15 protein-coding genes are annotated in these 14,887 nt (G+C 61.3%); 5 read left to right on the forward strand and 10 right to left on the reverse strand.

Annotated features, from left to right (window positions below):
• Positions 1–284: 284 nt before the first annotated feature.
• From VIM95_RS15750 to VIM95_RS15785, 8 genes are all read right to left on the reverse strand, one after another.
• A complete protein-coding gene (locus tag VIM95_RS15750; protein WP_331987567.1) occupies positions 285–1,358 on the reverse strand; it encodes a ParA family protein in 1,074 nt (357 codons plus the stop codon).
• Between the two features lie 199 nt (positions 1,359–1,557).
• The gene (xylB, locus tag VIM95_RS15755) at positions 1,558–3,018 is read right to left on the reverse strand and encodes a xylulokinase (RefSeq protein WP_331987569.1); all 1,461 of its coding nucleotides are present in this window, start codon (positions 3,016–3,018) and stop codon (positions 1,558–1,560) included.
• A gap of 21 nt (positions 3,019–3,039) precedes the next feature.
• Positions 3,040–4,428, reverse strand: coding sequence for a D-arabinitol 4-dehydrogenase (gene dalD / locus VIM95_RS15760; protein WP_331987571.1), 1,389 nt, complete (start codon positions 4,426–4,428; stop codon positions 3,040–3,042).
• 79 nt (positions 4,429–4,507) lie between these two features.
• Entirely contained in the window at positions 4,508–5,608 is a 1,101-nt protein-coding gene (locus VIM95_RS15765) for a sn-glycerol-3-phosphate ABC transporter ATP-binding protein UgpC (protein ID WP_331987573.1), read from the reverse strand.
• Positions 5,609–5,647: 39 nt separating this feature from the next.
• Entirely contained in the window at positions 5,648–6,322 is a 675-nt protein-coding gene (locus tag VIM95_RS15770) for an HAD-IA family hydrolase (RefSeq protein ID WP_331987575.1), read from the reverse strand.
• A complete protein-coding gene (locus VIM95_RS15775; protein ID WP_331987579.1) occupies positions 6,319–7,134 on the reverse strand; it encodes a carbohydrate ABC transporter permease in 816 nt (271 codons plus the stop codon). The genes VIM95_RS15770 and VIM95_RS15775 overlap by 4 nt, the downstream gene beginning before the upstream one ends.
• On the reverse strand, positions 7,131–8,063 hold the full coding sequence (locus tag VIM95_RS15780; RefSeq protein WP_331987582.1) for a sugar ABC transporter permease: 933 nt from the start codon (positions 8,061–8,063) through the stop codon (positions 7,131–7,133). The genes VIM95_RS15775 and VIM95_RS15780 overlap by 4 nt, the downstream gene beginning before the upstream one ends.
• Before the next feature lie 132 nt (positions 8,064–8,195).
• The gene (locus VIM95_RS15785) at positions 8,196–9,506 is read right to left on the reverse strand and encodes a sugar ABC transporter substrate-binding protein (protein WP_331987585.1); all 1,311 of its coding nucleotides are present in this window, start codon (positions 9,504–9,506) and stop codon (positions 8,196–8,198) included.
• A gap of 390 nt (positions 9,507–9,896) precedes the next feature.
• On the opposite strand from VIM95_RS15785, the gene VIM95_RS15790 reads away from it, so the two are divergent.
• From VIM95_RS15790 to VIM95_RS15800, 3 genes are all read left to right on the forward strand, one after another.
• Positions 9,897–10,841 carry a sugar-binding transcriptional regulator gene (locus tag VIM95_RS15790; protein ID WP_331987589.1) on the forward strand — a complete coding sequence of 315 codons (945 nt, stop codon included), beginning with the start codon at positions 9,897–9,899 and terminating at the stop codon, positions 10,839–10,841.
• A gap of 98 nt (positions 10,842–10,939) precedes the next feature.
• Positions 10,940–11,653: an SIMPL domain-containing protein gene (locus VIM95_RS15795; RefSeq protein ID WP_331987592.1), complete on the forward strand. Its 714-nt coding sequence runs from the start codon at positions 10,940–10,942 to the stop codon at positions 11,651–11,653.
• A gap of 16 nt (positions 11,654–11,669) precedes the next feature.
• Complete coding sequence (locus VIM95_RS15800; RefSeq protein WP_331987594.1) at positions 11,670–12,164, forward strand: hypothetical protein; 495 nt, start codon at positions 11,670–11,672, stop codon at positions 12,162–12,164.
• 27 nt (positions 12,165–12,191) lie between these two features.
• Here the strand turns inward: VIM95_RS15800 and VIM95_RS15805 are convergent, their stop codons facing one another.
• A complete protein-coding gene (locus VIM95_RS15805) occupies positions 12,192–12,803 on the reverse strand; it encodes a hypothetical protein (protein WP_331987597.1) in 612 nt (203 codons plus the stop codon).
• Between the two features lie 111 nt (positions 12,804–12,914).
• On the opposite strand from VIM95_RS15805, the gene VIM95_RS15810 reads away from it, so the two are divergent.
• On the forward strand, positions 12,915–13,523 hold the full coding sequence (locus VIM95_RS15810) for a TetR/AcrR family transcriptional regulator (RefSeq protein ID WP_331987599.1): 609 nt from the start codon (positions 12,915–12,917) through the stop codon (positions 13,521–13,523).
• A 116-nt stretch (positions 13,524–13,639) separates the two neighbouring features.
• Positions 13,640–14,113, forward strand: coding sequence for a VOC family protein (locus VIM95_RS15815; RefSeq protein WP_331987601.1), 474 nt, complete (start codon positions 13,640–13,642; stop codon positions 14,111–14,113).
• A 203-nt stretch (positions 14,114–14,316) separates the two neighbouring features.
• On the opposite strand, the gene VIM95_RS15820 is transcribed toward VIM95_RS15815, so the two are convergent.
• Positions 14,317–14,887 (reverse strand): phospholipase D family protein (locus VIM95_RS15820; protein WP_331987604.1); only part of this gene is annotated, 571 nt, incomplete at its 5' end.

Raw genomic sequence — 14,887 nt, forward strand, 5'->3', positions numbered from 1 at the left:
GGGGGGGGGGGGGGGGGGGCGTCCCAGCATAGATCAGGCGTGGAGGGTGTTGCGCTGGGAACTCAACTATTCAGGTCGGAATGTATGTTGCAGATGCACGGTCAAATTTGACTTGGATCTATTGAATACGATTTCTGCAAGAGATTATATTTTTTAGGGGGTGGCTGGCAAGGATTTTGTTGAAAAATCCCAGCCAGCTTCTTTTTTAAAGTTGTGAGCTTCTTTGCTATTTCAATTAAACAGTTGTGTCGGTTGGTGAATGATTTTTCAATAATTTCGGTGTTTCATAATTTATCCACAAACTCGACGACGTGATCTAGAGATTCTTCATAATTCTTCCACGGGATCTTCACTGCTTCACCATTTGGCATGGTGTAGCTATTCTGATTGGGTAGGCGGTGAAGGGGAATTCCTAGGCTCGCAGACACCTTTCCTGCGGTATGGAAGTCTTTGACATTAGATATGTAAATCGATTCAAAGTCTTTCTTATTCTGAGGGGGCTGATGTGCAGGAGTAAAAATAGAGGGGTCTGAGACATATTGTTGATAGGCGAAATCAATCAGCTCTTCTCGTACAGAGCCAAAAGCAGTTGCTACCCCGAGGTTTGTTGTGAAATTATTAAATGGAAGTTCAAATATTTTTGGAAGGGAAAGTCCAAACTGTTGGATTTGACGTGTGAATGTCACGACCTTGCTTGCGTAGTTACGTACCGCGGCAGATGGGTATTTCCCATATAGTAGCATTAAAATTCCCTTGATGCCCTCAAGGGAGCTGAAGTCCGCCATCATTGGAACAATGAGAGAGTCCGAGGAAACAAGAGCCATTTGTGTATAAATGGAGAAGCTTGGGTTGCAATCAATGAATACAGTCATTTCGTCGTAATCTGAATTTTGAAGTTCTAAATCACAAAGACGACGAATGGCGGTTACGTACTCGCTCCATGCATAAATGTTTGCTGGATTCATGGTTGCGAAGTTCAGTGCTAAGGTCAGCGACTCCAGAAATGAGTCGCCTGCTATAAGATATAGATTTTCTGTGACGTTGGGGTTAAGGGATGCTACTTGAGTAAGGTAGCTTCCTTGTAGGCTGGTAAAGCCGGAATTTCCGGCAAGGAGCCAATCCATAAAGCCGACTATGTTACGTCTGGTGGCTGATGCTTGTAGTTTCTGATTTGCGACGTACCCTTTATGCCCCCCTCCTAAAAGGAATTGTGAAATATTAGCTTGAGGGCACAGGTCGATAACCAGAACTAATTCATTTGGATTTTTCTCTGCATATAAGCATGCGGCGTTCTGTGCAAGCGTAGTCTTACCTACGCCGCCTTTGTTGTTGTAAAAAGCGTATATGTTGGTGCTCATAAATCCCTCGCAAATTTGCTACGATGATCTGGATAAATTGTTGCTTAAGGAGTGTACGCCTAGCGAAGAATAGTTGCCATTCTGAAGCAGTTTTCACCTGCAACTATCAAAGTGTAGGTTGATCTTCGTGTGATCATTACAGACTGCGCAATGCGCCAAGGCGCATCGCGCAGGCAAAATCCGAGGCTGGCTTATTGGCTTAGTGCAACGGCCCCGGTCCATCACGGTAGATGGCGCGGTACTGCTGCAGGCGCCGCGCCAAGGTCGCGCTGCGCTGCTGGCTGGGCAGGTATTCGGCCCGGATCGGTGGCTTTTCGCAGACCACGGCCGGGTCGCCGCCGCAGGCCAGCCAGCCCAGGCGTGCCGCACCCAGCGCGCCGCCTGCCTCGCCGCCGTGATGGGTGACAATGCGGGTCTGCAGTATGTCGGCGATCAGCTGGGCCCAGTAGGGGCTGCGGGCGCCGCCGCCCATCAGCGATAGGGTGCTGACTTCGGTGCCAGCCTCGTGCAGGGCGTCGAGACCATCCTTGAGGCCGAAGGCTATGCCTTCCAGTACCGCATAGCCCAGCATGGCACGGTCGGTGGCGTGGGTTAAACCATGGAAAACACCCTGGGCGTAGGGGTCGTTATGCGGGGTGCGCTCGCCTGAGAGGTAGGGTAGAAAGATCGGCGCGGTATCGCAGGCCTCAACGCTCAGTGACGCCACCTCGGGCAGTAGGGTGGCCTCGTCGGTACCCACCAGCCGGCACAGCCAGCGCAAGCAGCTGGCGGCGGAGAGGATGACACTCATCTGGTGCCAGCGGCCCGGCAGGGCATGGCAGAAGGCATGCACGGCCGATGCGGGGTTGGGGCGGAAGCGGTCGTTGACGACGAACAGCACGCCGGATGTCCCCAGCGAGATAAAACCGTCGCCAGGCTCGGTTGCGCCGATGCCAATGGCGCTGGCGGCATTGTCGCCGCCGCCACCGGCCACGATCACGCTGCTGGCGAGGCCCCAGCGCTCGGCCAGCGCGGGCTTGAGGCGGCCCGATACGGCGTCCCCCTCCACCAGCCGCGGCATATGGGCACGCGTGAGGCCGGTCGCAGCCAGCATGAGGTCCGACCAATCGCGCTTGGCCACATCCAGCCACAAGGTGCCGGCGGCGTCTGAGGGCTCGCTGGCCTTCTCGCCAGTCAGTTGCAGGCGCAAGTAGTCCTTGGGCAGCAGCACGCTGGCTACGCGGGCGTGCAGTTCAGGTTCGTGCTTGGCCAGCCACAGGAGCTTGGGGGCGGTAAAGCCGGGCATGGCGAGGTTGCCGGTGATCTGCAGCAGCTCGGGCGTGCTTTGCGTCAGCTCCGCGCACTCATCTGCGCTGCGCATATCGTTCCAGAGTATGGCCGGGCGCAGTACGCGGTCGTCGGCATCCAGTACCACGGCGCCATGCATCTGCCCGGAGAGGCCGATGGCCTGGATGGCGGCAAAGGGGCCGGGGTGGGACTGCCGCAGCTGGTCTATGGCGTCGCAGGTGGCCTGCCACCAGCTGGCAGGGTCTTGCTCCGACCAGCGCGGGTGGGGCCGGCTCACGCTCAGCGCGCAGCCGGCACTGGCCAGCACGCGGTTCTGCGTGTTGAGCAGCACCACCTTGACCTCGGAGGTGCCCAGATCGATGCCCAGAAACATGTCTCTTCCCCCGACCTTGTCTCAGGTCGTGTGTTGTTGCACCCAGCTTGCCATATGGTCTATGCGCTCGCGCAGCAGGGCAATGAACGCGGGTTTGCCGGCCAGCTCGCCCCACAGGGCCGGGTCGGCCGCATAGGCGGCCACCGGGTCTGCCGCTGCCAACATGGTGCGCGTGGCCGCTGGGTCCTGTATGCCGTCCTGGTAAGTGTACGGCAATTCCCCCTTGGCCCAGCGCTGCAGAAACAGGAAGAACAGCGCCGGCAGCACCGCCGTGCTGCGCGGCTCGCGGCCCAGCCGGTAGCATTCCTGCAAGGTGGGGGCGATAAAACCCGGCAGCTTGGAGTAGCCATCCGCCGCCACCCGCTGGTTGCTGTCCTGAATATTGGGGTTGCCAAAGCGGTCGAGCACCGTGTCGCGGTACTGGGCCAGGTCCAGCGGGCTGGGGGTGAGGCAGGGGATCACGTCGTCGGTCACATAATCGTAGGCCAGCTGGCGTATGGCGGGGTGCAGTGTGCCTTCATGGATATACGCCATGCCCAGCAAGGTCCCGGCCCAGGCGATGCAGCTATGGGTGGCGTTGAGGATGCGGATCTTGGCTTCCTCATAGGGCAGTACCGACTGCACCGTCTCCACACCCACCGCCTCCAGTTGCGGCCGGCCGGCAATGAACTGGTCTTCGATCACCCACTGGATAAAGCGCTCGCCCATCAGCGCGCAAGGGTCGTCCACGCCGGTGGCGGCCAGCACCCGGGCACGTACCTCCGGCACCGGGCGGGGGGTGATGCGGTCCACCATGCTGTTGGGACTGCTGGTATGGGTCTGCACCCAGTCGAGCAACGCCGTCTCGCCACGTAGGGCCAAAAACTGCAACAGCCCGGCATGAAAGCGCTCGCCGTTATGGCGCAGGTTGTCGCAGTTGAGCAGGGTGACCGGGCCGCTGCCTTGTGCCTGCCGTTGCTTGAGGATGGCGCTGAGGGTGCCGTAGATAGTGCGGTGCTCGCCCGCCAGATCCGCCGCCAGGTCCGGGTAGCTCGGGTCCAGCTGATGCTGCTGGTCCAGGTAGTAGCCGGCCTCGGTCACGGTAAAGGAGATGATGCGCGTGCTGGGCTCGGCACCGACCGCCGTCAGTGCGGCCAGGTCGGCATCCCAGGGCACGATGCGTTCGATGGAACGAATGGTCTCGTACTGCCGGTGACCTTGCGAATCCACCGTCTCCAGCGTGTAGCGACCCTGTTGTTTGGCCAGGTCGTTCAAGAGCGGCGACATATCGTCGCGGATATTGCCCAGCGCCAGCGTCCAGCGGGTATCGCCGGCCTCGCGCAGCCTGTGCAGGTAGACCGCCTGATGGGCGCGGTGGAAGGAACCGGCGCCGATATGCAGCCAGGTATGGGCGACAGTAGGGGTGGTCATGGTGGCTCCCGGAACTCAAGTGGGGGTTCACGCACCCGCCAAGCGAGTGGGTGCGATGCAGCTGTATGGCTGAATGTTTTCAGGCTGCCTGTTGCAGCTTTACGCGTACCAACGCCTGTCCCTCGGCATCAAACAGATGGCAACGCTCCGGGTCCGCCACCAGTGCCAGCGCTTCGCCATGGCTATGCTGTTCGTCGTCCGGTATGCGTACGATCAGGCCCTCAGCTGCACCGCTGGCTTCGGCATAGAGGTGGGCGTGGTCGCCCAGCGATTCCAGCGCCGTTACCCGCGCGGCAATCGGCCCACCCGCGGCGATCTGCAGGTGCTCCGGCCGTACGCCCAGGGTGACGGTGTCGCTTACCTTGAGGCTGCCGGGCAGGACCGATACCGCCTGTACGCCGCCGGGCAGGGCCACGTGCACGTACTGGTGGTCGATCCTGGCCACCGTACCTTCGATAAAGTTCATCTTGGGCGAGCCGATAAAGCCGGCCACAAAGCGGTTGGCCGGGTGGTGGTAGAGCTGGTGAGGGCTGCCCACCTGCTCAATGCGCCCGCCAGAGAGCACCACGATCTTGTCGGCCAGGGTCATGGCTTCCACCTGGTCGTGGGTGACGTAGATCATGGTGGTCTTGAGGGTGGCGTGCAGCTTGGCGAACTCCAGCCGCATCTTGACCCGCAGGGCGGCATCGAGGTTGGAGAGCGGCTCGTCAAACAGGAATACCGAAGGTTCGCGGGTAATGGCCCGGCCTATGGCCACGCGCTGGCGCTGGCCGCCCGAGAGCTGCTTGGGCTTGCGGTCCAAAAGGTGGTCGATATGCAGGATCTTGGCGGCCTTCTGCACCGCCGCGTCGATCTCGGCCTTGGATTTGCCGGCGATCTTGAGGCCGAAGGCCATATTGTCGTACAGGCTCATATGCGGGTAGAGCGCATAGCTCTGGAACACCATGGCAATGCCGCGCTTGGCGGCCGGTACCTCGTTCATGCGCTTGCCGCCTATGGTCAGCTCGCCGCCCGATATCGCCTCCAGCCCGGCAATGCTGCGCAGGAGGGTAGACTTCCCGCAGCCCGATGGACCGACGAAGACCACGAATTCGCCGTCGGCAATTTCCAGGTTGATGTCGCGCAGGATCTCGGTCGATTCGTAGCGCTTGCAGAGCTTGCGGATGCTGAGGCTGGCCATGGTGTGGTCCTTGTCTCGGAAGGTATGCGGATAAAGGTCTTAACCCGCCGCCAGGACAGCCAGGCGGGCGGGGAGCTGGTTCATCTGGTCGAACACTGCACGCGCACCGGCTGCCAGCAGGCGTTGTGCGGCGCCGGCTTCGTCATGGCGGGTACCGGTAAAGCCGAGCACGGTGCAGCCTGCCGCTACGGCGGCAGTCACGCCGGCCACGCTGTCTTCAATCACCAGGCATTGCTGCGGCGCGCAGGCCAGGCCACGGGCTGCGGCCAGGTAGAGGTCGGGCGCGGGCTTGGGTTTGTGGTGGGTATCGGGCGTGTGCACATGGCCGCCAAACACGTCCCACAGGCCGTGTTGGCGCAGGCCAGCCTCCACCCGCTCGCGGCTGCTGTTGCTGGCCACGGCACGCGGCACAGGCAGGGTGGCGATAGCCTCGAACACGCCGGGTACGGCCGGCACGCCCTCGGCGCAACGCGCCTCCACCTCGCGGCCCAGTGCGGCCAGGGTGGGCTGGTCCAGGCGGATATCCAGCTCGCGGCTGAGCTCGGCGCCAATATCAAAGATGGTCATGCCCAGGCGGGGCCGCAGAAAGGCGGCCAGCGCCTCGCGTTCGTGGCGGTGAGCCAGTGCAGCCAGCAAGGTACTGAGTGCTACCGCCTCGCTATCGAGCAGCACACCGTCGCAGTCGCAGATCAGGCCTTGGTAGGGCAGGCTCATTTCACCGCCCCGAAGGTCATGCCGCGCACCAGCTGCTTTTGTGCGACCCACCCCAGGCCCAGGATGGGCGCAATGGCGAGGAGCGACGCGACCGAGAGCTTGGCCCAGAAGAGGCCCTCCGGGTTGGAATAGGAGGCGATGAACACCGTGAGCGGCGCTGCATTGCTGCTGCTGAGGTTGAGGCTCCAGAAGGCCTCGTTCCAGGAGAAGATCACCAGCAGGAGGGCGGTGGAAGCGAGCCCCGGCAGGGTGGTGGGCAAGAGCAGGTGGAACATCTCCTGCCAGGCGTTGGCACCGTCTATGCGCGCCGCCTCCAGGATCTCCTTGGGCACCTCGTTGAAGTAGGTAAAGGCCATCCATACCGCAATGGGCAGGTTCATGAGGGTGTAGACGATGATGAGGCCGGTGACGCTATCGAGCAGGCCGGTCTGCTTGGCCATCAGGTAGATGGGAATGAGCACTCCCACGGCCGGCATCATCTTGGTCGAGAGCATCCACAAAAGCAGCTTCTGGGTGCGCTTGTTGGGGAAGAAGGCCATGGAATAGGCCGCCGGTATGGCGATCACCAAGGACAGCACCGTGGCACCCAAGGACACCAACACCGAGTTCTGCACGAATGCCAGGTACTGGCTGCGGGCAAACACCTCGCGGAAGCTATCGAGCGTGGGCTGGAACAACAGTGAGAGGCTGTAGGCATCCTGCTCGGTCTTGAAGGCGGTAACCGCGATCAAAAGGATGGGGAAGAACATCAGCACCGCCACCACCCAGGCCAGCGCGCCGACCCAGGCTTGTTGCCATTGTTCGCGCATCATTGGTCGTACTCCCCACGCAGGTTCTTCGCCAGCATACGTACCAGGAAGAAGGACACGATATTGGCCAACACCACCGCGATAACCCCGCCGGCCGAGGCGATGCCGATATCGAACTGCTGCAGGCCGATGGCGTAGACAAGGTAGGTGAGGTTGGTAGTCTCGGTACCCGGGCCGCCCGCCGTGGCGGTAAAGATCTCGGCAAAGACCGAGAGCAGAAAGATGCTCTCTATCATCACCACCACCGCTATCGCGCGGCGCAGATGGGGCAGGGTGATGGAGACGAAGATACGGATGGGGCCTGCGCCATCAAGCTGGGCGGCCTCGCGCTGGTCCTGGTCCAGCGACTGCAGCGCGGTGAGCAGGATCAGGAAGGCAAAGGGGATCCACTGCCAGGCCACGATCACGATGATGGACCACAGCGGGTAGTCCGCCAGCCAATCGATGGGGGTGGCGCCAAAGAAGTGGAAGATATGCGCCCACAGGCCATAGACCGGGTGCAGGATCATGTTCTTCCAGATCAGCGCGCTCACCGTGGGCATGACAAAGAAGGGTGCGATCACCAGGAGCCGCGCAATGCCGCGGCCGGGGAATTTTTGGTCGAACAGCACGGCCAGCAGAAGGCCGGCGATCACCGAGATCAGCAGTACCGAGCCGATGAGCACCACGGTGTGGCCGATGGCGGGCCAGAAGGCCGGGTCGTCCAGCAGGTAGCGGTAGTTCTCGAACCAGACAAAGCCGGTTTGCTCGGGGTTGAGCAGGTTGTAGCGGATGACCGAGAAGTAGAGGGTCATCACCAGCGGTACGATCATCCATAAACCCAACAGCGCCACCGAGGGGCTGAGCAGCAGCTTGGCGGTGATGCCGGGGCGTTCTGGCGTGGCGGCGGGGCAGTCTTCTGCTGTGCTCACTTCGATAGCCTGGTTGGTCATGGTGTGGCAGTCCTGTTGCTTGCCCTGTTGGGCTGGCAAGGGCGGTCGGCACGCGGGGGGCGCGCCGACCGTTACTTCAAAGTCACCTAACACGCTGTGCTGCGAGCACGCCCGCGCCAGCTCGGTTGGTGCTTACTTGAGATAACCACCCTGTTTCATCGCGCGCTCCGCTTGCGATTGGGAAGTTTTCAGCGCCGCATCGATGGTGCTCTTGCCGGTCAGCGCGCCGGCCATGGCCTGGCCTACCACGGTGCCGATGGACTGGAACTCGGGGATGGTGGCGAACTGCACACCGATGTAGGGCACCTTCTTGGCCGTGGCATCGGTGGGGTTGGCGGTCTCGATGGACTGCAGCACGAAGTTGGCGAAGGGTGCGGCCTTCTGGTAGTCCGCCGAGGCGTAGGTCGACTTACGCGTGCCCGGCGGGACGGAGGCCCAGCCCTTGTCCTTGGCCACGAGCTGGATGTATTCCTTGCTGGTGGCCCAGGCGGCGAACTTCTTGGCGGCGTCTTGCGACTTGGACGACTTGGGGATGGCCAGCGACCACATCCACAGCCAGTGCGCGCCCTTGGGCGTGTTGGCCTGCGGGGCGGGGGCGAAGGCCACCTTGTCGGCCACCTTGGATTCAGTGCCGTTGTAGAGCATGCCGGCCGCTACGGTGGCGTCGATCCACATGCCGCACTTGCCGCTGGCGAATAGCACCAGGTTCTCGTTAAAGCCGTTGCCACTGGCGCCCGGTGGGCCATACTTGCCCAGGATGTTCACGTACTGGGTGACGGCGGCCTTCCACTCGGGGGTATCGATGGTGGGCTTCCAGCTCTCGTCAAACCAGCGGCCACCGTGGGTGTTCACCATGGTGCCCAGGAGCGCCATGTTTTCGCCCCAGCCGGCGCGGCCACGCAGGCAGATGCCGTACTGGCCCTTGGCCGGGTCATGCAGCTTGGCGGCAAAACCCTCAAGGTCGCTCCAGCTTGGCTGGGCCGGCATCTTCAGGCCCTTGGCCTCGAACAGGTCCTTGCGGTAGTAGGTCATCGAGCTTTCGGCGTAGAAGGGCACCGCGTACAGCTTGCCGCTGTAGGAGAGGCCGTCACGCACGGTCTTGATCACGTCATCCACGTCGTAGCTGGTGGGCATGTCCAGTGGGCTGAGCCAACCGCGCTTGGCCCAGATGGGGGCCTCGTAGGCGCCGATGGTCATCAGGTCGAACTGACCGCTGTTGGTGGCAATGTCGGTGGTCACGCGCTGGCGCAGCACGCTTTCTTCCAGCACCACCCACTTGAGGGTGATATCGGGGTTGGCGCTCTCGAACTGCTTGGACAACTTTTGCAGCTCGATCATGTCGGGGTTGTTGATGGTGGCGATCGTCACCGTGGCGGCGCTGGTCATGCCGCTGGCGCCGAGCAGCGCGCCGGTGATGAGGGTCAGCAAGGGCTTTCTGTTCATGTCGTCTCGTCTCCGAAGGTGTTGTGCTGCCGCACCGCCGTGGTGCGATTCCTTCCTGCTTGTTGTGGCCCCGCCAGTGTTGCCATCTGGCAGGGAAAAGCGGCCTTCTTGTCCCGTTAGTTATGAAACGAACGTCAATTTCGCCTAACTGCACAGCGCTGCCGGTGCGGGTCTGCTAGATTGATATCGATCATATGCTCATCGAGTGAGCAAATATTTGATCTTGAATGTGTCGAAGTCAAGCTTTTGCTCTAGGATTGGGCAAGTGTTCTTGTTGTGCATTGCACTGGTGCGGCGCGCAAGAAAAGCAGCAGACCCAGCTACCGTGCGGTTAGCATGCGGCTGCTGCGGCGCAGCAAGCGCCGATCAGAAAAATACGGAACCGTGGGTATGTCGCGACAACAAGAAAAGCTCGACCAGGCGGCGAGGGCGGCCTGGCTCTACTATGTGGCGGGCAAGACGCAGCATGAGATCGCCGAGCACCTGGGCATATCGCGCCAGATCGTGCAGCGGCTGGTGGCCTTTGCCAGCGAGCATGGCTTGGTGCGGGTACGCATCGAGCACCCCATATCAGACTGTCTGACCCTGGCCCAAGAGGTGGCCCAGCGCTACGGCCTGCGCCACTGCCATGTGGTGCCCACTGACGGCCACGACCCGGAAGCCCTGCAACGCATGCTGGCCGTGGCCGGCGCCGAGGTGGCCGAACCCTATCTGGCGGCAGAGACCCCGCTGGTCATGAACGTGGGCTCCGGCCGCACCCTCAAGGCGGTGATCGACGAGCTGCCACAGATCGAGCGCCCGCAGCACCGCATCGTCTCCATGGTCGGCGCCATCTCCGCCGACGGCGCCTCCAACCGCTACGACGTGGCCCTGCGCGCGGCGGACAAGACTGGCAGCAAATACTTCATGCTGCCCGCCCCCTTGATTGCCGACAGCGCCGACGACCGTCGCCAATGGGCCGGTAACCGCGTCTACCGTGTAGTGAGCGAACTCTCCGCCCACGCCGACCTTACCCTGGTAGGCATAGGCTCGGTGGGCCTGGGCTGCCCGCTGCATGAGGATGGCTTTCTCAACACCGACGAGATCCAGCAACTGGTAGCCGAAGGCGCGGCAGGCGAGATGATCGGCCATGTACTCGATGGGGATGGCCGGCCACTCACCTCACCCATCTGCCAGCGCGTCACCAGCTTGCAGCTCCCCAAACCCACCCAGCGCAACGTCATCGCCTTCGCCGGCGGCCCAGCCAAGCACAAGGCGGTGCAGGCGGTGCTCAATGGCGGGTGGTTGTCTGGCTTGGTGACGGATGAGGGGACGGCACGGGTGGTGCTGGGGTAGGGTGGTCTGCCTCGGTGTGGGCATCAAGCCCGCTTTAGCTGGCTCTGGTAGAGTGGGTGTAGCAGCTCTCGGTACGATAAATGAGACATACTTTGACTATGAAAATGCAGAACAGCGTACTTGCGCTCGCCATCCTCTCCAGCCTGAGCGGTGCGGTCCATGCACTCGACGTAGACCGTGACGTCGTCTATGTCACTGGGACCGCGTCGCTTACCTTGGCACCCGATTCTTGCGTGATCAATGCCACCGTGGCTTCCGATATCGCCCAGCGCGAGAAGGCTGCGGCCGCGATCAAGGTTTCTTCCAAGCAGGTATTTGATGCGGCCAGATCCCTGGGAGTCGAGGTAGCGGATATCGACGGTTCCGATGTGACCGTCAGCAAGCGTTATTTCAATGAAAAAGAGACCGTTGCCCTGCAGCAGAAGTATGTGATCAAGGTCCGTACTATCAAGGCTTGCGAGCAACTGGTGGAGCGCCTCTCGGCCATCCCCAAATTGGAAGACCTGAACGCCAGCTTCCAATACGCCAAGCAGCAACAAGTAGCGATCGACCTGACGATCAAGGCTGCAGAACAGGCACGCACCAAGGCCGAGATGCTTGCTAGCGCATTGGGCAGGAAGGTCGGTAACGTCCTGTCCATTGCAGATGAGCCATTTGCCACTGCACAGCAACGTTATGGTGGCGGTGGCTTGAGTGGTTACGAGCCGACCATCTCGGCGATCTCGTCGGACAAAGAGGGCTACCAGTTTGTAAGGGCGCCTGCCACGCTCTCTTTCGAGCGGACGATCTATGTGCGCTTTGCCCTGCAGTGATTGTTAGGTCGCGGGCATGAGCGCAGTCAGAAAGATCTCATCGGACGCCACCGAGTTTACCAAGGTGGTGCCGGCCTTCATGGTCCTGGTGTTTCTGGGCCTCATGATCCTGGTGCTGATCTTCACCGGCCACTACTTGATCGCCTTGGGCCCAGCCGCGCTCTGGGTCCTGGTGCTGCAGGGTGCTCGGTACGAATCAAACCGGCTGGCAGAAGAGGCCTATCTCGCCGACGACCATTTCCTGCTCAAGGTGAACGGCGAGGAGGTAGTCATCCCTTTTCGTCAGGTGAAGTGCATCTACTCTCAGCGCGGTAAAAAACTGGACTTCATCTGCATCGGTACCAAGTCCATCTATCCACTCAGCGTAGACCTGCGCTTTGTTCCCAAGGGACGGAGGCGACTTTTCTCTGCATTCTCGGACCACCCTCTGATCGCGGAGCTACAGGCGCTGGTGAAGGCGGCCCGCCCGCCGGCCGTAGTGATCGGTGTTGACCCAAGAACCAAATCCTAGCTTGTTCCTATGTAGGCATCAGGGTGGTCAGGTCGTGGCGGCTTGCAAATTCAAGCGTGCACACTTCTCACGCTGCGCGTGCAATGCCGGATCGCTATAAAGCCTTGCCCGTTCCAGAAAGCCCCGCAGTACCTCTCGCCGCTTGTGCTTGAATACAAAGCCTGGCACCCAAGCGTATTCCTTGCGGATCTGCTGCTCATATTCGCTAAAGCGCGCCGGCTCCGCACCCAAGATCCCAAGGTCCACGTCCACCATCAGTTGGGCGTCCCGGTTCATGGGCTCGGTGTTGTGGCAGGTGGCCATGATCAGCGCGTGCACCCGCTCGGCGCAGTCCACGGCCAGCCCCTGGGCGAGTATCGCCTCCCGGGCCCAATCTGCGCTGCGTGCTTCATTGTCCTGCCGGCCCATGGCGTAGATCGCATCATGGAACCAAAGTGCAATCTCGATTTCAGCCGGGTACTCCGCATGTGAGCGCACGCTGGTCAGCAGTTCCAGGCATTCCAGCAGGTGCTGCTGGGTGTGGTAGTGACGGTGGGGCTCGGCGTAGGCGGCCAGCAGGGTATCGCATAGCGCCATATTCGGCTCTGCTACGCCCAGTTCCTGCCAACTTTGCCGCCAGGCCATCTTTAGCTTCATCATGCCGCGCTCCTCTATACGTTGGTTGGTTAACCAACTTAAATAAAGACTAACGCCGGTCGAAGTCGCTTGCAAGTATAATTTGGTCGTTCAACCAAATATCGGTAGCCAGCAATGTCGCGCAAGTCCAATACCGAGGCCCGGCGGGCAGAGATTGTAGAGGCCATGCTGGCCGTCATGGCCCAGCAGGGCTACGAGAAAGCCACCATTCAGGCCGTTGCCAAGCAGGCAGGGCTGGCGCCGGGTTTGATCCATTACCACTTCAAGAGCAAGCAGGAGATCTTGCTTGCGCTGGTGCAGGCTATCGCCCGCTACGCCCAGCAGCGCTACCAAACTGCGCTAGGGGAGGCGCAAGCTCCCGTGGCCCGCCTGCAGGCCTACCTGAACGCCCAATTGGGCCTGGGCGAAGGCGCCGCGCCGCAGATGGTGGCGGCCTGGGTGATGATAGGTGCGGAGGCAGTACGCCAGGCCGAGGTGCGCGAGGTCTACCAGACGGTAATCGCGGCCGAGCTGGCCAGCCTGACGCAGATGATGGGCGACTGCCTAGTGGAAGCTGGCCGCAGCAGGGCGGCTGCGCCAGACCTCGCGGCCGGCCTGTTGGCGCTGATGACTGGTGCGTTCCAGCTGTCGAGCGCCGCACAGGCGGTAATGCCCACGGGTTACGCGGCGGAGGCGGCGATTGCTTACGCGGTAAACGGTATAGCAGCAGCGCCCCAAGCCTAGCGCCGTACGGCGCAATTCCTGCAGTGCCCCGCGCCGTATGTCCTGAAATGCGCTATCACTCCGGGGCAGGCACCGCGTTTGCTCGGCAATGCCCATCATCCCCAGGAGGAAGCAACATGGCCAAGAACACCTTATGTCTCTGGTACGACCACGATGCAGAAGCCGCCGCGCAGTTCTATGCAGCCACCTTCCCGCAGAGCGGCGTGACCGCTGTGCACCGTGCACCCACCGACTACCCCAACGGTAAGGCAGGTGATGTGCTGACGGTGGAGTTCACCGTCGTCGGCATTCCCTGCATAGGCCTCAACGGCGGGCCCATCTTCAAGCACAGCGAGGCCTTCTCGTTCCAGATCGCCACCGACGACCAGGCCGAGACCGACCGCTACTGGAATGCGATAGTCGGCAACGGCGGGCAAGAGAGCCAGTGCGGCTGGTGCAAGGACAAGTGGGGCCTGAGCTGGCAGATCACCCCGCGTGTGCTGACCGATGCCATGGCCAAGGGTGGTGAGACCGCCCGCCGCGCATTCACCGCCATGATGGGTATGCGCAAAATTGACGTAGCGGCGATAGAGGCGGCAGTGCGGGGCTGAGTGTTTGCTTACCCGTAGGGCGCAATCCCCGAAGGGCATTGCGCCGTATTGACCGCTACAGGAGCACGCAACGTTGCCCCGTAGATTAATGGTCTAGCGCTTGTTCACAAGGGTTGGGTTTACATGAGGCGGATACGGCGCAATGCCCTGCGGGGATTGCGCCCTGCCTGTTGAGCATGGGTCTGGTTACTCACTCGGCCGTGCTATTGCGCCGCAGAGGGGTAGTCCACGCCTTTACCCCAGCGGTCTTCCCAATGCTGCAAGAAGGCCTGCGCCAACTCTGGGTGCTGCCAGTGCACGATCACGTTCTCGCTATTGAGGTCGGCGGCGGTGAGGGTGTAGTTGAAGCTGCCGTTCTGCACCGTACGCTCGTCCACCACGATGTATTTGTCGTGGTGCATGGCGTACATCGCCACCGTACGGGTGGGGATGCCGGCCCTAACCAGCTGGCTTAGCGCCTTCATGCTGGGCTTGCCCAGGTTGCGCTTGTAGTCCGCAATCACCCGTACATCCACGCCGCGCTGCTTGGCATCGACCAAGGACCGCGCGATATGGGGCGAGGTAAAGGAATAGGCCGCGAGGCGGATCTGGCTGTTGGCGCTGGCAATGACCTTCAGCACCAGCGTTTCACCACCGGCATCGGGGGAGAAGGCGCTTTCGATACTTGGGGTTTGCTCCGCGGCTAGCGCCGGCGTGTCGGTTGCGGCTTGGGTGAGTAGTGATACAGCAAGGGCTAAAGCAAGGATAAATGTCTTCATGGGCTTGTCTTGGCCG

The organism is Chitinimonas sp., from assembly GCF_036568685.1.
Taxonomy (GTDB): domain Bacteria; phylum Pseudomonadota; class Gammaproteobacteria; order Burkholderiales; family Chitinimonadaceae; genus Chitinimonas.